We start from the raw sequence: 22,942 nt of genomic DNA on the forward strand, positions 1-22,942 counted from the left end.
GGGGCGCAAGTTAAGGATTTCTACAAAAAAGGGGCTACAAATTTGCAGCCCCTTATGCAATTCATATAAAAAACTCTTCTTTTACCGCATAATGACCATTTTCCCGAAGCCATTATTGAAGTACTGGCCGGTACTCTGGTCTTGTAATTCCAGCGTCTGTGTCGGCATGCGGGTTACCACCCGATACAGATACACGCCGTTGGCGAGTCTGTCTCCATATTCATCCGTCCCATCCCATGAATAGTTGGTGATATTCCGGCCAATATGTACATCGCCCAATGCCAGCAGGTCTATTACTTTTACCAGTTTTCCACTGATCGTATAGATATGGATCTGAAACAGATCGGGGATTTCCATACCGGTAAGTGTATAGACAAAACGGGTATTCGAAGAGAATGGATTGGGGTAATTCAGCACATGCGTAATGGTGCTTTTGGACTCAACCTTGAAGCGGATTTCGTAGAAACTTTCGCCTTTGCCGGAGGCATTTCCCCGCTGGTCTCTGCCCTGGACTTTCAAAGAATAGTCGCCATCCTCCAACGGAGTTTCTTTGCCCGGATAAAAATATAACCGCGCCTTGTTTTCGGGCAACTGCCCTGCCTGCCAGGTGATCCGGGGATCTGTACTGATAAATATCCGCTCAAAATCGGTCGATGGGGTGATCCCTTTCTTGAAGTACAGCTCAAATGCGTTGGAGTCAGACACCGCCTGGAAACGGTTTTCGTCGTTTACTTCGATCAGTATTTCCGGCCTTGGCGATATAATGTCTCCGTCAATAATATGTTTGCCGTCAACCGTCACGTCCAAAATCGGGTTGATCCTGTCCACCAGCACATAAAATCCCTGTACATAGACATTGTTAAACAAATGTTGTTCGGGCTGATCTCCGTCCGGGTTTAACTCTACAATCAGATTTACATTTCCCTCCAGTTCCATCCCGAAAGTGTTAAACTGATATTCAAACTCAACTGTAGGGCCATTTGCCAGAACCGGTGCAATCCGCATACTGTCAAGCAACAGACGGGTGCGGTCGTTTCTGTCCACAAATATCTTCACCTTCAGGCTGTCCATATTGTAGTTGGAAATATTTTTCGCCCCCATATGGATAAACACATCCTGTCCTTCCACGACGGTATCTGATCTGAACTCAAAGTTTGTAACGGGATCTACTACCACATCAGGCGTCGGGACAAATAGTACGTGCCAGTTGTCAAGCTGTGGAGCGGTGGCGCGTGCAGTATCCTGAAGATGGGCGGAGAGTCTCAAAAACTGAAACTCTTTTGCATCTATGTCGGAAATATTCAGCGTGTTGGCACTGATATTTTCGTAGAATAAGGTGTCTGTTCCGTCAAATCGCTCTCCCCGGACAGAGATTTCAGTTTTCTCCTGAACGATCGGGTCTATGGAATACCATTTCCAGAAAACTTCCTGCCATGCACTTGCCGGGCCGATCCGCGTGGATATGATATCCCCTTGCTGATAGTTGGCCAGAAAAACATTGTTGATCAGGTACTTATCTCCGGAGTTGGGCGCAAAAATTTCTGTAGCGGAGTTTGGATATCCTTTTCTGCCCATGATCATAAAAGCATCTCCATCTTTCAGCAGACGTATATTATCCGAGGCTCCGATTTCTTTGAGTGCGAGGAATACATCCTCAGACCATTGGGGTATATGGGGATTGAGATTGCTGCCTACGATAAAATAATCGCCCTGTTTGGTATTGAGAATTGCATTTCTCAGCAGGTGCATTTCGTTGGGGGCAATGGCTGAGCCGAAGTTGCCGTAATATTGGTTTGAAAAAATGGGGGTAAGTGAAAGCTGATCCAGTACGACGAATGCTACACCATCGCCCGAAAATCCATTTAATATCACGTCTGCCACGAGGTTACCGTTGCGGCTGTATGCAAATCCTCCATTTTTTCGGGTGATAAATTCATACTCAACCCCAAAATTTGCAAATCGCCATTCTTTCTGGATCTGGTCAAGCACGACTTTATCGGTTTCGTCCTTGGTAAACTGCTCCAGTCTTGCCTGAGCCCAGCCTGTGCGGTTGTTGATGTATTTGAAGGAAGCATTACTCCAGGTTACGGGGCTTACATTGGTGAGTCGTACCCGCCAGAAATATACGGTGCTGTCGGTAAGCGAGAAGGGCAGTGGCCATTCGACAAAAGTGGAGGTTCCGTTGATCACCCCTGAATTTACTTTTGCAGGGGAATTAAATAAAGCAGAGGTATCGATTTCGAAAAAATACCCCACACTCTGATCTTTCGTCATAAAAAATGCTGACGCCTGCAAAGAGATCTGACTTTCCCCCACGACTGCATATTCTGTAGGGTAGAGAATCGCAGGTATATTTCCGGGCACAATCCGGTTGATATTGACGCGGTTGTTGGTTTCAAAATACTCATCGATCGAATCACGGGAATCGACAAATACCTGAAATAAGTTTTGTCCCGTCATCTGGTTGCCTACGGGATTGTTGAGGGTAAAGGAAAGAGTATCCCTGTACCTCACAACTTCATAGTCATGCGCAGGGTGGAGGAAGTCTTTTCCATCAGGTAATCTTTGGGTTACGGTTACCCGAAAACTATCATCCGTCGCGAGTCCATAGTTGCTGGTGATGATATTGATTCTGAATGAATCATCCTGTGCGGTGAAATTGTCAGGCGTAAAATAGATACTGGATTGATTGATTTCCAGGTCGGGTTTCACCGGATGCGCCATTCTGATTGCAGGATCACCCTGGAGATTCATCTGGCGCCCGTGGTTGCGGTATTGTACGCCGATGAGAGAGTCCGAATAAACGGTAAAACCCGTACGGATAATATCTCCGATTGCCTGTCCCAACATTTTGTCGCTATAGTATTTGTAAAAAACCCTCCCGTAGTCGCGAAGCGGATTGAGATAACCAGCACTGGAATTACCAATATAGGCGATAGCGCCGCGATGAGGCTCCTTTACCCATCGTTCTCCAAAACTTTCTTCATCTACGGTAAAGTCCCCGCCAAAACAGCCCATGGCAATCATCAGTGGATATTTCCCAAAATTGTTGTACTCAAAAGGTTCCCTTACAGACACATCCTGGATATTCTGGGTGGAATGGCCAAAAAAGTGGATAATAGAAACTCCTGCCGATATTTCGTCGTGATAGGAAGCCGTCGTGGGGTCTATCGTAATCGAAGAACTATTTTTCTGAAAATAATGGGCTTTCCCGCCCAATGGAATATGAGAGAATATGTCGATCATATAATCAAAGGCAGAGCTGATAGAATTTTGCTCTCCCAGCGTTCCCCCGCCGCCAAGGAAAGTGCCTTCTTTCATCCATGGTTCCCATGGCGTATGTTCATACTCGTTGACTTTATCGAGGTACTCTAATCCTTCTGCATTCGTAAATATGTTTAACCTTCCGATGGATGCCTCCGGGCGAATGGTAACCGACTGCTGGTCAAAGTGACTGATAAACTCATAGTCTGTGGCGGGATAACCGTAGGTTGGGACAATATGCTCATCTTCGTGACCACGGGTGATAAATTTGCCCTTTCCCCACAGGAGAAAATACCGGGGTTTTACATTCCAGTGATCAAGTGCATCCTTACAAAACCGCTTGATGGCCCATGGGGTAATCGTGCCAAACCCGTATTCGTCGTAGATTTCATCTGTATAAACGATCCTGACTGAAACCGGATTGACGGTAGCCGTGTCGCGGTAATTGGCGTAGGCAATTGCCGAAGGTGCAAGTTCCCGGTGAGTAATGATAATATGTTCTGCTCCCTGTGTCGGGTCAAACAGTTTTTTTAAATTGGAAGCCTCAATGCGCGGTTTTCTTATGCCCGCATCTGTCGCAATAAAAACGTCGCGGGAATTGGGAAAACCAAGCAGGATGATACTGGCTGTTTTTCCTCCGGCGCCATTTGTGATCAGGCCTTTGTGGCGGATTCTGTTTTCCAGGTCATAGGCGAATACAGTATCCATTCCAGCCAGATTTTCCAGTTTGATATAGGCTTTGGTTGATTTATTCCAGTCAGTGATTCTTAAAGTAGAATCTCCGTTCATATTGGGCAACCGGTCATAGGTGATGGCAGAATAACAGATATTGTTGTTGTCGGTATTGGCGCGGTTGGCGTGGAAGGTGAGGTCGGTAATGGTCGTCAGCTGTCCGGATGGCGTGTAGTCCCGCTCATAGGTTTTGATATAGATAGAACTGATATTAATGGCTGTGTCCAATACCGGTGTAGTGGTATTGCCGTTCATTTCTATACGAAGCTGGTGCTGTGTATTCGATCGCCCAAAAACACGGGTGAGCACTTTTACAGGATTTCCGGTATTGGCAGCAAAAGGCGTCTGGATTTTTTCGGTATAGGGATCTCCATAGGCAAATCCCGGCCCTACATATCCCTCGCCGGTTACATAGTCGGAGTTGAGGGTATAAAATGAGTCATACGGGCCGCCGCCTCCCCTTACATATTCATATCCGCTGACACCTGCGGTATATTCTTTCCATGCCGTGTATTTGAAAGAGGATTCGGGGGTGAGTAGGGAATAGGTAGGGTCAAATATATTAAAATAGCGATTGCCGGAAGGAGTATTGTCCCAGGTGAGAAAATATACGGATTCATCCGAAAAAAGACTGATTCGCTTATTGGGCTGAAGATCGGGTTCATGAATACCTGAAGTGGGATTTCTGTACATGATCGAATCGATCTGCCCGTTGTTTCTTTCTCCGAAAAACTCCACATAGAGAAGTTGTCCGCCAGATTTTTTGACAAACAAAGACACTTCCTTTCCCCGGTAATAAAGTTTCAGGTTGTCGGGGTTGACCGACGACAGATCAAAACCTGCGGCAGCAAGATCAGAAACAGTAGCTCTGTAAATGCCCTCCTTTTCTACTACCAGCCGTATGAAAGTGCGGTTGGGGTTGGATTTATACCATGTGTTTCCGTAGTCAAAAAATTGTGCCTTTGCAGCAGAAAAGCTCAGGAGCAGGATAATATATATGAGAAAGCGCTTTTTCATTTTCGGTCAGATTACTGAATATGAAACTTCAGTGAGACAATATGTGTGTGCAAATTTTCGGACAGGTTGCCAATATTGGCAAGCGCATAGTCAATTTGAAAGTTTTTTAATACGACACCGATTCCTGCGGTTGGGAAAAGGCCCACAGCATTTTCGCCGTTTTGATCTTTAATGTTCTGAAGGTTATAAAACCCTCCCCGGAGAAAAGCCACTTTGCGGTACTGGCTGTTGAGGTAAGCCAGCTCAATACCTGCGCGCGGGTCAATGCTTATCCCGCTGCCACTGAGCAGCGAACTGCTGCGGTTCCCGTCAAAATACACGTCATTATCTACCGCGACAAGCATACTTAGCTTACGTGCAAGTTTCAGGTCATAGGCCAGTCCGAGTCTGACAGACGGGCGGGTGAGTTCTATGGAGTTGAGCGGCACGACGTTTCCGGTTTTTATAAAGTCATCCTCAAAAGTTTCCGTGTTAAAAGTCCACGCGTTAAACGTATTGGTGATATCTGTAACCATTAAACCGGCACTAAAGTTTTTGACCTGATACCGGGCTGCCACGTCAAGACCAAATCCCCAGGCATTGGCAAAGCGCCCTACACTGCGGTATATGATTTTCACATTGGTGCCGAGGCTGAGACCCTTAATACCCGGGATCGACCATGCGTAGGAAAAGAGTGCGGCAAAATCCGTATTGGAAAAGCTCTGCACTTTGTCATAATTGATCGAGCCGTCGGGTTCGACCAGTTTGAGAGTATTGGGAATATCGTCAATACCCAGCCGTATCAGCGTAACCCCAAACCTGCGCGTACCTGCGGAATCTACCGGCAGGGTAAATCCTGCGTAGTTGTAGGTAGCAATATTCGCGAAATAGGAAGCGTGCATAAGCGATACTTCCGGGTAAAGCGGGGAGGAAGCCGAAGCAAGGCCCGCCGGATTCCAGTACCCGGCAGTGACATCTTCTGCAATGGCAATCTGGGCGTTGCCCATGCCAAAAGCGCGGGCTCCAATGCCTATTTTTAGAAATTCATTGCTGTATTTGGGTGCCAGCGTCTGTTTTCCAGATGCTGCAGGATCTGATTCCTGGCCAAAGGTTGAAGATAGGATAAACAAGCAAGCAAGTAAACTACAGAGGTTTCTCAGAAACATTCTCTCATGTGATTAGCCGTCCCGGAAAAGGGTTGACGCCGAAAATCGAAGTTATCGGCAAAGTTTTGAAATTCAAATACCAAAAAAGATCACCATTAACATCATAAGACAAAAAAACCACGGGTTCATTCGCAGTTTATTTGGTTTGCCGGCTAATGGCATAAACGAAAGGTTCGGGCGAATGGTATATTAATCAGCCCGTAAAAGTAATGATTTTGCAGGAATAATCTTTTTAAACTTTGAGGAGTTCCTGGTTGAGATACTCAAAACCAGCGTAACATCTGCCCGACAATTCTTCTTCGTATTCCCGGATCATGGTGAGAAACTTTGGTGACTGAAGATATGCCACTTGCACAATACCCACCCCCTGTACGATCCGCCGCAAAATATAGCATACATGTGCCGGGTCGACATAGTTGCTCAGGTATTTTTTGCTCATGAATTTTTTCAGAAACCCGTCATAAGAAGGCATAGGCGTATGAGTTACCCACTCTGTAAGTCTGACAAGCTCTTTCACCGGATAGGTTTCGAGGTGATGGTAAAACTCCGGCACAAGGGTTTTATCATGTTGAATGAGAATCTTATCGAGAAGCAACTCAAAGAGGATATGCGCAACAAAAAATGTACGGTCGTATTCCGTTTCATCAAACGTACTTTCGATGAGCCGCGCGATGTAATGGGTTTCTTCAGTAAAAAAAGCAGATGAATGGAAAATGCGGTCAGCCTCAAAGTGACGCATGACCCCGTTGTAGAAGCTGATTTCTCCCTGGGAGGCCTCATTTTCCATGATCAGGGGCATTCGCGATTTTTTCAACCTGATATTCCGGTCAAATACTGACACGAGGTCAGGCGTAGAAACACCGGCAAAGAACAAGCTGTCATTGACTTTTCGGTCAAGGTAAAAATGCGAAATAAAATTCATTGGCCGTAGTTAGCAGAGAAGTCCTCCGGCAGCAAATAAACAAAAAATCTGTAGATTTTTCCAGATTCCTCCCGGCCTTTAACAGCCGGTGTATGAATTTATATATTTGTTTTCCTATATTCACCCCATTACTGTCGTCAAAATGCGGCTAAATCTATCCTAACTACAAAAATATCTTACCTATTAACCCCAAAAATTTATGAGTCAGGCAACTACTATGGAGAGCTCTCACCCCAAAGGACTATGGGTACTTTTTGGCACGGAGATGTGGGAGCGTTTTAATTTTTATGGCATGAGGGCACTGCTCTCGCTTTTTCTGGTGAACTCTCTGATGATGAAAGAATCTGAGGCTTCGATCATCTATGGAGGTTTTCTGGGACTGTGTTACCTCACCCCACTTTTTGGCGGTTATATTTCTGATAATTTTCTGGGTAATCGCCTCTGTATTATGCTGGGCGGACTTATCATGGCCCTCGGGCAGGGGTTCTTGTTTTGGAGTGCCTGGGTTTTTAGCAGCGATCTGCAGTTTGCTACATTCCTCACCTGGATTGCGCTGGGATTGATCATTATTGGAAATGGGTTCTTCAAACCCAATATTTCTTCAATGGTAGGTTCGCTATATCCTCAGGAAAAAAAGAGCATGCTTGATAGCGCATTTACTATTTTCTATATGGGCATCAACCTGGGCGCAATTCTTGGCCAGTTTATTTGTCCTATCGTCGGTGATGTTAAGATCGGAGATGTGCGCGATCTCACGGCGTTTAAATGGGGATATCTCGCAGCTTGTATCGCGATGCTGTTGGGCGTTGTGATTTTTTACTTTTTCAAAGACAAGTATATTGTTACACCCGAAGGAAAAGCGATTGGCGGAAAACCTAAACGCTCAACTGATTCTCACGACGAAAATGGCGAAGCAACCCGCGCAATTTTTGGGAATAAAAGTATCATTGGTGCAGCAGTGGCTTTTGTACTGCTGGTAATATTATTTCAATTTGGTCTGGGCCAAAACCTGATCTACTCCTTTATCTATGCATCAGGTATTTCCCTTGCCGGCCTTATTCTTACAGATGAGTCGCTTACTAAAGTAGAACGAGACCGGATTCTGGTCATTTATATAGTGTCGTTTTTTGTGATATTCTTCTGGGCAGCTTTCGAACAGGCGGGTTCGTCTCTGACATTTATTGCTGACTATCAGACTGACAGAAACCTTTTCGGCTGGGATATGCCGCCTTCCATGGTGCAGATTTTCAACGGACTGTTTGTGGTAGCTTTTGCCATGCCTTTCAGCTATATGTGGTTGTGGCTGCAAAAAAAGGGAAAAGAACCGATCTCTCCGGTAAAACAGGCGATTGGTCTTGCGTTGATTGCGCTGGGATATCTTGTAATCGCAAATAAAGTAGACGGATTGGGAACTTCTGGGAAAATCGGCATCATCTGGCTTGTGGTCATGTACCTCCTTCACACCTGGGGAGAGCTTTGTCTTTCACCTATAGGCCTTTCGCTGGTATCCAAATTGTCCCCTAAACGATTCTCTTCCCTGCTCTTTGGCGTATGGTTTATCTCCAATGCCTGTGCTTATGCATTTGCGGGTACACTGGGCGCTTTGCTGCCACCTACCGGGGACAAATATCTCGAAGCAGAAAAATTGGGGGTTGACCTCAATGCCTATCTGACGGGAGCAGTTACGCTTACTCCTGAACAAATGCAGGCTTATACGGAGGCCAACCTTCCAGCGGCATTCCCTTCGTTTGCCGGTTTTACCATTACCAGCCTCTATGAATTCTTTATGATATTTGTATTATTGTGCGGGGTTGCGGCAATAGTATTGTTGGCTATTACGCCATTTTTGAAACGTATGATGCACGGCATAAAGTAAAAACATGGAACAATCAGTGAGCAGAGCGGATATTCAGAAGTTTGAAGGGAAATATCCGCCCCAACTTTGGTATCTCTTTTTCTCTGAAATGTGGGAGCGTTTTTGCTTCTACGGTATGCGGGGTATGTTGATCTTTTTTATGGTAGATCAACTGATGATGGACGAGACCAGGGCAAATCTCCAGTATGGAGCGACTCAGGCTTTCGTTTATGCCTTTACTTTTATCGGCGGCTTGTTTGCAGATAAAATTCTGGGATACCGTAAATCTCTCTTCTGGGGAGGTATTCTGATGATTGTCGGTAGTCTGGTTCTGGCATTTGATCCCAGCAGGTTTTTCTTTTTTGGTATTACCTTTACCATCATTGGAACGGGCTTTTTTAAACCCAATATCTCCACGATGGTCGGGCAGCTATATGCAGAAGGAGACCCGCGGAGAGATGCCGGATTTTCACTTTTTTATGCCGGAATCAACACAGGCGCTTTACTGGGAGGTTATCTCTGCATTGCAGTAGGAAAAGGCGAACTATTTGGGGCAATCATCCCTGAAAATCTGCGTTGGAATGTGGCATTTAGTTTTGCTGCAATTGTCATGCTCATTAGCCTTCTGACCTTTCTTTTTACGCAACGCAGAATGGGGGATATTGGCCTTTCACCCCTACAGGATCTTTCCGATTCCCGTCGTAAATTGTATGAATGGCTGACATATCTGGGCTCCCTTGCTTTGCTGCCGGTAATTATGACGATGGTTTCACGTACCGAGTATACAGATTATTTTATGTATACCATCGGCCCGCTGACCATTGCGTATCTGATTTATGAAATGTTCAAACTGAGTGCAGCTGAAAATAAAAAGCTGATAGCCGCTTTTGTGTTTATTTTCTTTTCTATTGCCTTCTGGGCATTTTTCGAGCAAAGCGGAGGGTCTCTGAGTATTTTCGCTGCAAATAACCTCAGCAGTGAAGTTCTGGGTATACATCTTGACCCCAATGGCGTCAACAATTCCGCCAACTCCCTTTTTGTCATCATCTTTGCAGCCCTTTTAGGGATGGTATGGCTATGGATGAGTAAGCGGAATATCGAACCCAATACAGTCGTCAAGTTTGGCCTGGCATTTTTGTTTCTTGCCGGCGGATTTTATATTTTTTACTATACCCGTTTTTTTTCCTCTCCGGAGGGCGTTACCTCTCTGAATGTCTTTACCCTGGGATGGCTGATTATTACTTTTGGTGAGTTGAGCCTTTCCCCGATTGGGATGTCTATTATGACCAAGCTGGCTCCGGAAAAGCTGCAGGCCGTCATGATGGGGATGTGGTTTCTTGCCAGTGCGTACGGCCAGTATTTTGCCGGATTGCTCGGCGCCAATATTGCCGAAGCATCTGAGAACGCTTCCAATTATGAAAAACTGCTTGTCTATACAGAAGGCTACCGCCAACTGGGTATGTATGCAGTTATAGCCGGAGTTATTCTTATCGCCATCTCCCCTGTAGTGCGTAAACTGATGCAGGAGGTCAAATAATAGCGTGTATATGTTCGTAAAAACCTATGGGAAAGGGAAAACTTCTTGTTAGGAGTTTTCCCAACTCTTTGTTATATTTGCCAATAAAATTAGCTATACTAAGAACTTAGCATGGGCGACGAAATTCAAAATGGTCAGTACAACGGACAGGAGCATAACACAGTGCCACTTTCCGGGATGTACAAGGATTATTTCCTTGATTATGCTTCTTATGTGATTCTGGAACGGGCAGTTCCGCTGCTTCTCGATGGGCTGAAACCTGTACAGCGCCGTATTCTTCATGCCATGAAGGAAATGGATGACGGTCGTTTCCACAAAGTTGCAAATATCATCGGCCAGACCATGCAATATCACCCGCATGGAGATGCTGCTATCGGCGATGCCCTCGTCAATCTGGGACAAAAAGACTTATTGATAGATACCCAGGGAAACTGGGGGGATGTACGCACGGGAGATAGCGCTGCGGCACCTCGTTATATTGAGGCCCGACTTTCCAAATTTGCCCTCGACGTCTCCTTTAACCCTAAAATTACCGAGTGGCAGGCTTCATACGATGGCCGTAAAAAAGAACCGCTGGCGCTGCCAGTAAAGTTTCCGTTGATTTTGGCCCAGGGCGTGGAGGGGATTGCTGTCGGGCTTTCCACAAAAATTCTTCCGCACAATTTTATCGAGATCATCAAAGCTTCGATCGCGCTTCTCAAAGGCAAAAAGGTTGAGCTGTTTCCCGATTTCCCCAACGGAGGCATGATTGATGTTTCTGCATACAATGGTGGAAAAAGAGGGGGGAAAATCCGCTGCCGTGCACACATCGAAGTACAGGACAAATCAACGCTCCTGGTGAAGGACATTCCTTATGGAACTACGACTTCCAGTCTGATCGAATCCATTGTCAAAGCCAATGATAAGGGTAAAATCAAGATCAAAAAGGTGGTGGATAATACTGCTAAACATGTCGAAGTTCAGATCGATCTTCCACCTGGTGTTTCTCCTGATGTAACCATTGATGCCCTTTACGCTTTTACTGACTGTGAAATTTCTATCTCTCCCAACGCCTGTGTCATCATCGACGATACGCCGGTATTTCTCTCTGTAGAAGAACTCCTCCGCCTCTCGACCGACAATACACTCGATATTCTGCGCCGCGAACTGGAAATCAGGCTGGCTGATCTCCGCGAAAGGTTGTTGTTCTCTTCTCTGGAGAAAATATTCATCGAAAATCGTATCTACCGCGATATGGAAGAATGCGAAACCTGGGAAGCGGTGATTCAGACGATCGATAAAGGCCTGGAACCCTACAAGCCGAGCTTCTATCGCGAAATTACCGAAGAGGATATTCTCAAGCTCACGGAGATTCGCATCAAGCGTATTTCAAAGTTTAATTCCTTCAAGGCGGATGAATTAATGCGCGAACTTGAGCAGGAGATCGCGGAAGTTGAACACCACCTCGCCCATCTGACAGAGTTTGCGATCGACTATTTTGAAGGACTCCTGGCCAAGTATGGCAAAGGCCGCGAACGTGTTGCTGAAATCCTCACCTTCGACAATATTGAAGTTCGCCAGGTAGCCGTAGCCAATGAAAAGCTGTATATCAACCGCAAAGAAGGATTTGTCGGTTACGGACTAAAAAAGGATGAATATATCTGCGATTGCTCAGATATAGACGATATCATTGTTTTCCGTGCCGACGGGAAATTTATGGTTACCCGTGTGCAGGAGAAGGCATTTGTGGGAAAAAATATCATCCATGCCGACGTATGGCAGAAAGGCAACGAACGAAAAATCTACCATGCCATTTACCGGGATCCGGATTCGGGCAAAAATTTTGTCAAAAGATTTGCGGTTACGGCAATCACCCGGGACCGGGAATACGATGTGACCAATGGCGCCGAAGGTTCTAAACTGCTCTACTTCGAAACCCACCCCAACAGTGAAGCGGAAGTGGTGACGGTACAACTTACACCTACCTGCCGCGCCAAAACCAAAATATTTGATTTTGACTTTGGCGAACTGGCGATCAAAGGGCGCAGCTCACAGGGAAATGTCCTGACCAAATATCCTATTCGGAAAATCACTCAAAAGGAAATTGGTGCAGCCACGCTCGGCGGAAGAAAAATATGGTATGATGAAACCGTAGGGAGGCTGAATGTGGATGCAAGAGGAGAATATCTGGGCGAGTTTGATACCGATGATTCGGTACTTGTCATACATAAAGATGGCTCATATGAGATGACCAACTTCGAACTTACCAACCGCTATGATATCAACAAAACCCAGTTAGTGGAAAAATTTGACCCTTCTACAGTCATTACTGCTGTTTATTTTGATGGGAAACAGAAAGAATATTTTGTCAAAAGGTTCCAGATAGAAACCACTACCCTCGATAAAAAATTTGTATTTATCAGTGAAGATTCCGGCTCAAAAATGGCTTTCGTTTCTACTGATCCGTTGCCCCGTATCAAATATGTTACGACAGGACTGAAAGGGAATGCAAAAGAGGAAGTAGAAGTTAATCTCGCAGAATTTATAGATGTGAAAGGCTGGAGGGCCATAGGAAACAGGCTGGACAGAAGAAAGGTAACTTCCATTAAAGAATTACCACCGCTGGAGTTGGAAGAAGAAGAGAAAACGCCCCCTCCGGCAAATCTGAAAACCGGCGATCAGATTGAATGGAGTCACGATGAGCTAAAAGATCAGCAGGGGAAATTGTTTTGATAAATAAGCTCAGTCTTTTAGATTATCCGGGCTCTTTGGAAAAACCTGTTGGCAGGTAACAATTTTAACGGTAAATTAGGATTATATTTTTCCGGTAAATGGTAAAATATGAATAGAATGACTCAAAAAATTATAGGTTTTACAATGGCGATTCTGCTGTTTGCTGCAGTTGGCTGTACCAAACAACCCGCCGCAGATAGTATTGAAGCGCTGGAAGCAAAATTTCGCGAGGTTACTTCCTCCAGCAATGGCAATCATGACGAGATCAAACAGGTCATGTCTGATCTTGCAGGTGCTTATGAAAAGTACGCAACAGATCATCCTGGGGATCAAAACTCCGCTGAGTACCTCTACAAAGCCGCAGAGCTGTACGAGACAAATATGATGAACATCAATAAATCCATGTCCATCTTCGATAAGATTATCAGCGAATATCCCGATACAGACAGGGCCGCTGACGCGCTGTTTAAAAAAGGATATGTGCTTCACAATACTTTAAAGGATATTGACCGCGCAAGAGGGGTGTATCTTGACTTTCTGGACAAATACCCCAATCACGAACTCGCCGCCAGCGCTAAGTTTGAAATAGAAAACCTCGGCGTCGATGCCCGTGATTTACTGGATCGTATTCAGCATAAAGCAGATTCTCTGGGACAAGTCAATGCTTCTGATGAATAAGCCGCATGAAGCGTTTTACACATAAAAGATTTTTCTTTACAGGCAATTTCACAGAAATTGCCTTTTTGTTTTATACTACTTTCAGTGCTTCCTTACGTTATGGGATAAATCAGGCATAAAGTTTGACCAGAATAGGCTGGGGACTCTCTGCTTATTTTTTACAAACCACTTAACCTGTTAATTTGATTTTGATGAATCACATCAAATTTGTTTCCGGTTTATTGTTGCTATCGCTTGCTTTAATGGTTGGCTGTAAGGAGGAAACTTTCAAGCCAATTCCCAAACGGGAAAGAACTTTTATGCATTTTCTGAATGTATATTCGGGCTATCCCTCCGTCGATATACGACTGACTTCCTTTGAGGAAATTCGCACAGTTGCCGATGGGGTATCATTTAAACATGCCTGGCCTTCTTCCGGCTACGCCTCTCTTCTTACTACGCCTGATCCCGACAGCATCGACGGTAAGGGTGGCATTACAATCGAATTTCTGGAAAACAGCACTAAAAAACCGGTTGTTCCTGCCCGTACCCTCAAACTGGCCGCAGATGTATATTCGACGATCTGCCTCGTCGATAGCTTTGGGAAACCGCTGATAGTAAAAACTGTTGACAATCTCCCTGATCCGGTACCCGGAAAAGCTGTTGTCAGGTTTATGAACCTCAATTACACCGTGCTCTCTGTTTCCCTTCAGTCGGCGGATGACTCCGTTGCAATCCCCCGGCTAAATTTTCTGAACTACTCCTCTTTTTTGGAGACGCAGCCGGGAAAAAAGACTTTTTATTTTAAAAATGATTTTTCCGGAAATATTATTGGGACAATTTCTGACCTGGATTTACAGGCTGGAAAAGCATATAGCTTTTATTTAACCAACCAAAGCGGCACGCCTTCCGTTGGTTATGAAGTGTTGAGATAGATAAGGTAATCCAAAGACTATTAAACATCTGCTCTAATGAAATATAGCCATTTAGCTAAAATCTTTGTGTTTTTCCTGGCATTTGGGGCAGTAAATTCGCTTCTGGCCCAGCGGTTTAGTATCGCCGAAAAAGATGCCGTTCCTCTCAAAACTGGTACTTTTGGCAGGATTCAGTTTGGCTCCTCGTTCATCAATCTGGATGCGCTCAATCCTGTCCTCGAAAGTAAAGAGTTTATGGCTCTGCCTGAATCATATTTTGCTGTAGGTTTGGGCATTTCCCGGCTCAAACGAAAGTGGATCGTGGGGCTGGATTCCTACAACTATATGATTGCAGAGAGTAACCTCGATAATCAACTGGCTGTATTGGGCTTCCATTATGCGACGGTAAATGCGGGTTATGTCTTATTCCGAAAAGACAATGAGATTTTGATTTACCCGCTGTTTGGGATTGGCGGAGGGCTTACCAATCTCAAATCCAAACCCTATGACCAGCAGTTTCCTGTAACTTTTCGCACATCCGGATGGTTGGGTGATGTCTCGCTTAACCTCCGCAAAATCTCCCTGATGGCAGACGGGAAAGGCACGAGAATTGAACTTGGGCTGCAATTAGGATACCTGTATGCGGGAGAATCTTCCGGATTCAACCTCAAAAAATTTGAACCTGATACGGTTATCAACGTCAATCCTGGCGGTTTGTATTTCAGGCTTTCACTGGGGATGGGAAAAATGAGGTAGTATGGGAAGGCTGTCTTTCCGCCTCCGGGACATAGCGCTGGCACTTCCGGCATTGGTTTTCCTGAGCCCGGTTATGGCAATCATAGGACTGTTGCTGGCCTTCACGCAAAAAAAAATTCTTTTTCTTCAACAAAGGCCGGGCCTGAACGAAAAACCGTTTACGCTGATCAAATTCAGCACATTGCGGGATATTCTTCCCGGGGAAGAAGAGTATGGCGATATCCGCCACCGCCTCACGCCCGTAGGGCGTTACCTGCGTCAACTTTCACTTGACGAACTTCCACAACTGATCAATGTCCTGATCGGTGATATGTCGCTGGTGGGCCCACGGCCTTTGCTGATGGAGTACCTGAAGTTATATGACCAAACTGAAAAATTGCGGCATAGCGTTCGTCCCGGTATCACCGGCTGGGCGCAAATCAATGGTCGAAACCGCATTAGTTTTAAAGAAATTTTCCGTCTGGATGTGTGGTATGTACACAATCAGTCTCATTTCCTCGACCTGAAAATACTCTGGCTTACTGTTTTGCGTATATTTAGCAGTAAGGAGATTTACCGGGAAACATCCGGGGGCTCCAGTGTATTTGATGGAACAAATTGAATGACAAGGATTTGTATTTTATTTTTTTTACTGTCGATCTGTAAACTGACATTCCTTTCAGCACAGACAGACAAAACCCAGCATTCTTTTTTAGGGGGTGTTCACACTCCCCAGGGTGATCTTCACTTGCTGGTTGTTTTTATTCGTTACGACAATATTTCTTTATTTCCGGACTCACCGGTCTGGCGGGATACAACGGCGGAAGGCGTTTTGCCCAAAATCGCGACCGGCGACCCCAATGATCTGTTTCACTCCGACCCTGATGCAATCCGGGGACTGGACAGGGTACAGAATATCAGTGATTATTTTTATGTTATGTCGGGTGGAAGGTTCCGCATCACTGCTGATATTTTTCCCGCTCAGGTTCCGGTTACTTATGTGAGCGAGGCAAGAGGTAATTTCTTCAGCCGCCAGTCCCAGATGAATACAGCTGCGATCAACTGGATCGCAAAAAACTATCCCGACTTCGACTGGAGCCGTTATGATCACCGTACAAATCGCCCCAACTATTTGGTTGATAATCACGAGTCTTCCCCTGATAGTATCATCGACTATATTATCTTTATGCACAGGGCGCAAGGAAGCACTGGTATGGGTGCAAGCAGCAATATGGATATTCCCGGTACACCCTATAAAATCCGCGACGGACATACCGGTATCAAATCCTATACAGACAATAAACACAATTGGGAATATTTTAAGCATGAATTTGCCCACAATCTCTACAGTTGTCCGCATTACCTCGGTGCCAATTCTGCCGATGGGGATAAATATTATACACAGAAAGGATGGGGGTTAATGGCCGCATGGCATTCTCCTTTTTTTACCGCCAATGCCTGGGAAAGCTGGTGGCTGGGCTGGCTTGAGCCGCAGGAAATTGTAAGCGACGGAACCTATACCATTCATGACTATATCACCCAGCGGGATGCTATCCGCATTCAGTTACCCGGAACCCGCGACTATCTCTGGATCGAAAATCATCAGAAACGAGATCTTTGGGACGAAAAACTATTTTTTAAAGATCCTGCTCAAAAACACCCGCAGTCTGCACCTGGGCTCTATATGTATGTAGTTGCTTCTCCCGGGGCAGACCGTGAGCAGCCGCTTTTGAATCCGTTTAGTAACAAACACGCCAACCTCATCAAAATGCTCAATGGTGAGGGGAATTACGATTACGTAGCTACCGGAGACAGTATGCATACAGGCTATTTTCTTTGCCCACTGGTTGAAAAAACTGCATCAAACCCGATTGCCGGACAAAACCCCTTCCAGTTTATCCGCGCCGACTACAATCGCGATGGAGAAATACTGATCGGCATGTCGCATGGTAACTCAGATACAGGTGGGCGCGAACAAATGGATATTTGGACAGAGGTCATCGATGGGCAAAATGTATATACACTCAGCAGTACCGGCGACGAAAATGATGCATTGGAAGCAGGAGATGAGACGGGCCTTTCAGGCATTTTTCCCACACTCAACTATCCCATCTATGATAAAAAGGAGAATAAACTGAATCCCTATATTCTGAATGGCCTTAGTATCAAGGTGCTGGAGCAGGATGCCGAAGGTAATTTTACACTGAACATACAAATGAATGACTGGGAAGTGCGCAACACACAGCGGTGGTGCGGCAATATTCTTCTTCCCGGAAGCAATACAATTGGTGAAAATCCCTGGCTAACCCTGAAACCCGGTGCCAGGTTGAACCTCGACCTGAGTGGTACACCCGATCGAACAACACCACATCCTCAAACCGGAACATTTGCCAACCCGACGATCTTTACTGTAGAAGCCAACAAAGGATTGAAAATCATGGATGGCGCAACCCTGATTGTAGAAAACTTCAGCGAACTACACCTTCAGGCCAATTCACAGATAGAAATTGAAAAAGGAGGAAAACTGGTAGTCAGGGAAAATGGCTCTCTGTTTTTGGAAGATGTGAGCCAGATCATAGTGCGTAAAAAAGGTGTATTGATCATTGAGTCATCAGGTCATTTGAGGCAAATGCGAGACGCAAAAGTGTCGGTAGAACGTGGTGGGAAGTGGAAAGATTGATAAATGTAACGGCAGCCTCTCCGGATTTTATTAATATTGCATGGAGAAAAACAACCTTTCAGGGGGAATCGCCCACATTGGTCTGTGTTTCGGTACCGCATGGGAAAAAAAATCAAAATATTTTTCATACTGATGATGGCCGGTTATCTGTCTTTTGCGCAGATTCGGCCCGGGACATCTACGTTTCCCGGTGGTTCAAATACAGGTTTTCCTACCTCCGGGAGCGGCGGCTTTCCCGGGTCAAACTCAGGTTTTGAACTTGACAGTCTGGGTACAGACTCTGCGGCTGCCCAGCGTAAACCCGTAAAACCTGACACAAAAGTTATTGCCAGGGAACTGATGTTTACCCACAAACCCATTTATACCTTCAAGGAAGGGAGATCTTTTGAAAGAAGTTATTACTGGGATCAGCTCGACCATACTACCGGTTTTGTGCAAAGCCTTGGGCAGATCGGTAAACCTTATCAGGTCTTTTATCACGGGTTTAATGAAAACATGTATGACCTTCATTTCTGGAAAAACCCGGTGCTGGGCGCTTATAACCGCTACGCCTACAATCCGGAAACACAGGTGAAATATTTCGACACAAGAACTCCCTATGTGAATGTGGACTATCTTCAGGGGGCGGCTGACCTGCAATTGATCGGCGTTACCGTTTCCCAGAACATTACCCCCTTCTGGAATTCGACGATTTTCTTTAACCGTATCCAGTCTGTAGGAGTGTACCGCAACAATGTAACTGACCATTCCAATATGTACTTTTCGTCCAACTACCGGACGAAAAACAACAAGTACCAGGCTTTTGCAAACCTCACCTACAATAAACTCGCCAATGAAATGAATGGGGGTGTGCCCCGCAAAGGGATCGACAATTACCCGATTGTGGATGGAATCATTTACGAAGTGCCGACCTTGTACAACAGCGCCTTTTTCAAAGGGCTCTCCGCGCCAAATCTTACCGGCGCACAGTCTGAAAATAAAATAACGACGCTCTATGTGGATCATTATTACCATCTGCTTGGTGAGAATGACAGTGTCGAACGCCACAACAAACTCACTTTCCGCAATACCATTACTCAGGAACTGATGAACTTCCGCTTTATCAATAAAAATATCAGTTCCTCCCGTTCCACCAATATCATCCCTGTTTATCCCTCCGTTCCTGTTGATTCCACCAATATATATGAAAACTACCGTACCAACCGGTTGCGCATCGCGGGAGAAGCCAGCTATTCGCTGGAGGTAGGGAAAGGTTATGGCCTGAATATCAACGGTGGTCTCCGCTATCAAACCCTCGGGTTTGTAAAAGATACTACGATAGTGAGGGAAAATGCTACCACACAGTACGCTATCGCAGAGCTGATTCTTCCGCTTATTACTTTGAATGGGAAGGTGTCTCAGCGTTTTTCCGATGTATTCAAAGCCGAAAGGACGTTGTCTTTGGGTGGAACGCTTTCCCCGATTCCTTCCCGGCCATTATACCGCAGAAAAGGGAAATTTGAAGCAGACAGTGTATCTGTGCCCAAAGTGCCGGTAAAAAAGTCTTCAGATGAAAAAGAGGTGAAGCCAGAAACCCGTTCTCCTCTTACCATCAACTTTCAGTACGATGTGCGCGACCTGAATCCTTCTCTGTTTCAGACCTGGTTTACCGGAGATTCGGGCAATGCATACGCGCCCAACCCCGACCTGATCAACCAAACCCTCAATCATATTGAGGCAAAGGCTAAATATCAGTTTGCCGCACCCGTGCGGAGAAATGATACTTTGTTATCCAATTATGTTTCACTTACCGGTTTTTTTTCGCAGGCTTCCCGATTTATTTATTATTCGCCGCGCCTGCAACCGCTTCAGGCTGGTGATGGCGAAAATCTGAAGTGGATTGGTGCCGAAGCTGCATTTCGGTTTCGGTTTTTGCGGAAACTGTACATCGAATCATATACTGGAGTACAGCAGGGGAGTACCAACAGCGACAATGACTTTATGAAATGGTATGCGAGAGGTATCCCACTGGTGTATGGCAAAACTTCATTTTATTTTGATACCCGTAAGACCCCTATCGCCCAATCGCTTCGCATCGGTGTGGATGTGTATTATAATACCAACTATGTAGGGCAGTCTGTGGATCCTTTAAGCGGCACTTATTTTCCTGTAAACTACCGGGTTCCGGGATATGCGAGGGTGGATGTGCTTGCCGCAATGAAGATCAAAGGTGTGTATCTGTTTGTCAAATTTGTTCATGCCAATGAGGGGCTGTTAACAGCGGGTTATTATACGACGCCCTTTTACCCTATGCTGGAAAGGACCTTTACGCTGGGTGTTTACTGGTCATTTTTTGACTGACAGGAAAAAAGCTATTCCCTGAGCATTTTGAAAATAGAAAGACCATAAATGGCTGCGGTTTCGGTTCGGAGGCGTGTTTCTCCCAAACTCACAATTTCGTAGCCGTTTTCCTTCGCGAAGTTAGCCTCTTCGGGCGTAAAATCTCCTTCAGGACCAATCATCAGCGTGACAGTAGCGGCCTGTCTGATCGTAGTTTCATGGGTTTGCAGCATATGTTTTGTCTCACACCAGGCCAGGGCACGAAAACCTTCTGCGGGCAACTGAACGAATTTTTCGACGGAAAGCGGCTCATGGAGCGCCGGTAGTTTTGATCTGGCGCTTTGTTTTAGTGCAGTAAGGATGATTTTTTCCAGTCTTTCTTCCTTTATTTTTCCCTTGAACTTGTCAGTTCTTGAGCAGATAAGGGGAAATATTTCGGTTACGCCCAGTTCGACCGCCTTTTCCATCAGCCATTCAAAGCGATCTTTCAATCGTAGAAAAGAAACGGCGAGACGCACATTTCTGTTGGATTCACCATATCCGGGGTAGGTTTCCAGGATTTGCAAGACGGCGCCTGAAGAAGAGAAGGATTGAATACTGGCTAAAAACATACTGCCCCTTCCATCGGTGACATAAATATTGTCTCCAGGTAGATGTCGAAGGACTTTCTGGCAGTGGCGGGCTTCTTCGTTGCCCAGATGGGCCGTTTGCCCGGAGATGGAATCAGCAAAAAAAAACTGCATAAACAATTCCTGATAGAATGATAGAAATCAAATATCGGGAAATGATTCAGATATGCCTTATGTAGATTGTGCAAAATTCTACTAATTTTGCACGACCATTCTGATAATACTGCATCCCTGTTATAGTTGTTAAACTCAATCAGTGCGATTATTTCTACGAATACTGCTGTTGCTGATGGTTTTTACCAAGTCATTGGCTTTCGGTCAGGTATCTGATGATACGCTGCTCGCAAGAAAGCTGTACCCCTATACTTTTTTCTACACAGACTATTATCAACGGTTGGATTCAGGATGGGAGGTAGGGGGAAGAAAGGAAAAAATACCCTTCATATTTCCATTGGACCATGCAAGCTTCAACTGCCGGTTTTCGATGCCGGAGTGCCTGCCGGAGGAGTTGTATTTATATTTTGAGGGGTTTGCCTGGGAAGGGGAAGTGATTCTCAACGGGCATTACCTGGGATTTTTTGCCAAGCCATTTGAATCGTATTCCATTCGGGTGGATTCTCAATGGTTGCAAACAGAAAATAACTTGTTGCAGCTAAATTTGAGCAAGGGCAAATTATATGAATTGTATCCTCAACAGTTTGTCGGAATTTTTCGGTCGGTATGGTTTCTTACGAAAGCGCAATTGGCTGAAATCGGGAAAAGTACGATGCCCGAAGTTGTACATGCAGATACGGTGGCGATAGTTGCCCCATATTTTCGGACTTCAGGAGGGTATTCATTTGAAGAGTTTCCCGCTGCACAAAACCTTCAGCCACTGAGGAAGTACGGCGTTCGCCATATATACTTTCCCTTTGCACCGGATCGAAAGTTTGAGGCATTTTGCGCACAAAATGGGTTTATACGGGTCAGGAGCCTGGAAAAGGCTTCCCGAATATGTATTGTCAATGCATGTCCATGGGAGCCTGCGACTTACCCGTGGAAATTTTTGCCCTGGTTGGATATCAATGGAAACCGAACGACAGATTATGGAGAATTTTTTCCGGTAAAAGGTTATTCTCCATCAGTATTTACAGGAGAGAACCGATTTGCGCTCTCCATGCTTATGCTCATGCCGCTGATTTTTTTATTTCTGATCAAGCTTGCGAGCCCAGGTTTTTTCTATTCTTTGAGCGGCATGCTGTTTAAGCCCAAATTATACCTTGATTCCTCGATGGAATCAGGAGGTGCACAACAGGGATTATTGCTATTACTTCATACGTTTCGGCTTGCCAGCATGTCGGCGGTACTTGCGTTGGGGATATATATTATCTCCTTGCATCACGACTGGCAGCTTCTCAGTCTGATCCGGGAACCGAGTCTTATGCATCAGTTGTTTTATAAGACCAGTGGATTTTCGCTGATTCTGTTCAAAAGTGCAGCCGCAGTGCTTGGGTGGTTTATCGTCAAACACATGATGATCGTGCTGATAGGACGGATATTTAAGATTAAGGGAATGACGGATGGGCTGTTGAATCTGGAAATAGTCGGCACGTATCCGATTATTTTGATGTTGCCATTGGCCCTGCTTGCGTTTTTGACTGCTGAGGGGGCGGGATTCGGAATTATAGGGGTCGGATTGGCTGTTTTGGGTTTGATCTACTACGTGAGAAGACTGTACGTTCTGTTTGTGGGGTTAAATCGTTTATTTGGGTTTTCCTTGGGTATGAAAATTTTATATATTTGCACCTTCAATATTTTTGCGTACCTGATTTGGCTTTAGTAAGA

14 protein-coding genes are annotated in these 22,942 nt (G+C 45.4%); 10 read left to right on the forward strand and 4 right to left on the reverse strand.

The genetic code is table 11. The features are described from left to right. Window positions 1-81 precede the first annotated feature (81 nt). The 3 genes from R3D00_02590 to R3D00_02600 all read right to left on the reverse strand — a co-directional run bounded on the left by R3D00_02590 (window position 82) and on the right by R3D00_02600 (window position 7,080). Complete coding sequence (locus tag R3D00_02590; GenBank protein MEZ4772042.1) at window positions 82-5,013, reverse strand: C25 family cysteine peptidase; 4,932 nt, start codon at window positions 5,011-5,013, stop codon at window positions 82-84. A gap of 11 nt (window positions 5,014-5,024) precedes the next feature. Continuing rightward, window positions 5,025-6,158, reverse strand: a complete 1,134-nt coding sequence (locus R3D00_02595; GenBank protein MEZ4772043.1) for a PorV/PorQ family protein — start codon at window positions 6,156-6,158, stop codon at window positions 5,025-5,027. A 232-nt stretch (window positions 6,159-6,390) separates the two neighbouring features. Continuing rightward, window positions 6,391-7,080 carry a hypothetical protein gene (locus R3D00_02600; protein MEZ4772044.1) on the reverse strand — a complete coding sequence of 230 codons (690 nt, stop codon included), beginning with the start codon at window positions 7,078-7,080 and terminating at the stop codon, window positions 6,391-6,393. A 199-nt stretch (window positions 7,081-7,279) separates the two neighbouring features. Between R3D00_02600 and R3D00_02605 the strand changes: the two genes are divergently transcribed. The 9 genes from R3D00_02605 (at window position 7,280) to R3D00_02645 (ending at window position 20,510) form a co-directional block, all read left to right on the forward strand. Next, the gene (locus tag R3D00_02605; GenBank protein MEZ4772045.1) at window positions 7,280-8,956 is read left to right on the forward strand and encodes a peptide MFS transporter; all 1,677 of its coding nucleotides are present in this window, start codon (window positions 7,280-7,282) and stop codon (window positions 8,954-8,956) included. Window positions 8,957-8,960: 4 nt separating this feature from the next. Then, a complete protein-coding gene (locus tag R3D00_02610; protein MEZ4772046.1) occupies window positions 8,961-10,472 on the forward strand; it encodes a peptide MFS transporter in 1,512 nt (503 codons plus the stop codon). Between the two features lie 111 nt (window positions 10,473-10,583). Next, window positions 10,584-13,184 carry a DNA gyrase/topoisomerase IV subunit A gene (locus R3D00_02615; protein ID MEZ4772047.1) on the forward strand — a complete coding sequence of 867 codons (2,601 nt, stop codon included), beginning with the start codon at window positions 10,584-10,586 and terminating at the stop codon, window positions 13,182-13,184. Window positions 13,185-13,301: 117 nt separating this feature from the next. Beyond that, on the forward strand, window positions 13,302-13,862 hold the full coding sequence (locus R3D00_02620) for a tetratricopeptide repeat protein (GenBank protein MEZ4772048.1): 561 nt from the start codon (window positions 13,302-13,304) through the stop codon (window positions 13,860-13,862). Window positions 13,863-14,053: 191 nt separating this feature from the next. Next, window positions 14,054-14,776 carry a hypothetical protein gene (locus tag R3D00_02625; GenBank protein MEZ4772049.1) on the forward strand — a complete coding sequence of 241 codons (723 nt, stop codon included), beginning with the start codon at window positions 14,054-14,056 and terminating at the stop codon, window positions 14,774-14,776. A gap of 36 nt (window positions 14,777-14,812) precedes the next feature. Next, window positions 14,813-15,511: a hypothetical protein gene (locus R3D00_02630; GenBank protein ID MEZ4772050.1), complete on the forward strand. Its 699-nt coding sequence runs from the start codon at window positions 14,813-14,815 to the stop codon at window positions 15,509-15,511. Between the two features lies 1 nt (window position 15,512). Beyond that, window positions 15,513-16,112 (forward strand): sugar transferase, encoded by a 600-nt coding sequence (locus R3D00_02635; GenBank protein ID MEZ4772051.1) that lies wholly within the window; start codon window positions 15,513-15,515, stop codon window positions 16,110-16,112. Further along, a complete protein-coding gene (locus R3D00_02640; GenBank protein ID MEZ4772052.1) occupies window positions 16,113-18,170 on the forward strand; it encodes a hypothetical protein in 2,058 nt (685 codons plus the stop codon). A gap of 99 nt (window positions 18,171-18,269) precedes the next feature. Continuing rightward, window positions 18,270-20,510 carry a putative porin gene (locus R3D00_02645; GenBank protein MEZ4772053.1) on the forward strand — a complete coding sequence of 747 codons (2,241 nt, stop codon included), beginning with the start codon at window positions 18,270-18,272 and terminating at the stop codon, window positions 20,508-20,510. Between the two features lie 11 nt (window positions 20,511-20,521). Here the strand turns inward: R3D00_02645 and R3D00_02650 are convergent, their stop codons facing one another. Beyond that, window positions 20,522-21,232: an RsmE family RNA methyltransferase gene (locus R3D00_02650; GenBank protein ID MEZ4772054.1), complete on the reverse strand. Its 711-nt coding sequence runs from the start codon at window positions 21,230-21,232 to the stop codon at window positions 20,522-20,524. A gap of 142 nt (window positions 21,233-21,374) precedes the next feature. Here R3D00_02650 and R3D00_02655 point away from each other — a divergent pair, with 142 nt between their 5' ends. Further along, window positions 21,375-22,937 (forward strand): hypothetical protein, encoded by a 1,563-nt coding sequence (locus tag R3D00_02655; protein ID MEZ4772055.1) that lies wholly within the window; start codon window positions 21,375-21,377, stop codon window positions 22,935-22,937. The last annotated feature ends 5 nt before the right edge of the window (window positions 22,938-22,942 follow it).

This window comes from Bacteroidia bacterium (genome assembly GCA_041391665.1).
In the GTDB taxonomy this organism is placed as follows: domain Bacteria; phylum Bacteroidota; class Bacteroidia; order J057; family J057; genus JAGQVA01.

Coding starts and splice junctions, on each gene's coding strand:
- R3D00_02590 (MEZ4772042.1), bottom strand. CDS start 5,013: ATGAAAAAGCGCTTTCTCATATATATTATCCTGCTCCTGAGCTTTTCT.
- R3D00_02595 (MEZ4772043.1), bottom strand. CDS start 6,158: ATGTTTCTGAGAAACCTCTGTAGTTTACTTGCTTGCTTGTTTATCCTA.
- R3D00_02600 (MEZ4772044.1), bottom strand. CDS start 7,080: ATGAATTTTATTTCGCATTTTTACCTTGACCGAAAAGTCAATGACAGC.
- R3D00_02605 (MEZ4772045.1), top strand. CDS start 7,280: ATGAGTCAGGCAACTACTATGGAGAGCTCTCACCCCAAAGGACTATGG.
- R3D00_02610 (MEZ4772046.1), top strand. CDS start 8,961: ATGGAACAATCAGTGAGCAGAGCGGATATTCAGAAGTTTGAAGGGAAA.
- R3D00_02615 (MEZ4772047.1), top strand. CDS start 10,584: ATGGGCGACGAAATTCAAAATGGTCAGTACAACGGACAGGAGCATAAC.
- R3D00_02620 (MEZ4772048.1), top strand. CDS start 13,302: ATGACTCAAAAAATTATAGGTTTTACAATGGCGATTCTGCTGTTTGCT.
- R3D00_02625 (MEZ4772049.1), top strand. CDS start 14,054: ATGAATCACATCAAATTTGTTTCCGGTTTATTGTTGCTATCGCTTGCT.
- R3D00_02630 (MEZ4772050.1), top strand. CDS start 14,813: ATGAAATATAGCCATTTAGCTAAAATCTTTGTGTTTTTCCTGGCATTT.
- R3D00_02635 (MEZ4772051.1), top strand. CDS start 15,513: ATGGGAAGGCTGTCTTTCCGCCTCCGGGACATAGCGCTGGCACTTCCG.
- R3D00_02640 (MEZ4772052.1), top strand. CDS start 16,113: ATGACAAGGATTTGTATTTTATTTTTTTTACTGTCGATCTGTAAACTG.
- R3D00_02645 (MEZ4772053.1), top strand. CDS start 18,270: ATGGGAAAAAAAATCAAAATATTTTTCATACTGATGATGGCCGGTTAT.
- R3D00_02650 (MEZ4772054.1), bottom strand. CDS start 21,232: ATGCAGTTTTTTTTTGCTGATTCCATCTCCGGGCAAACGGCCCATCTG.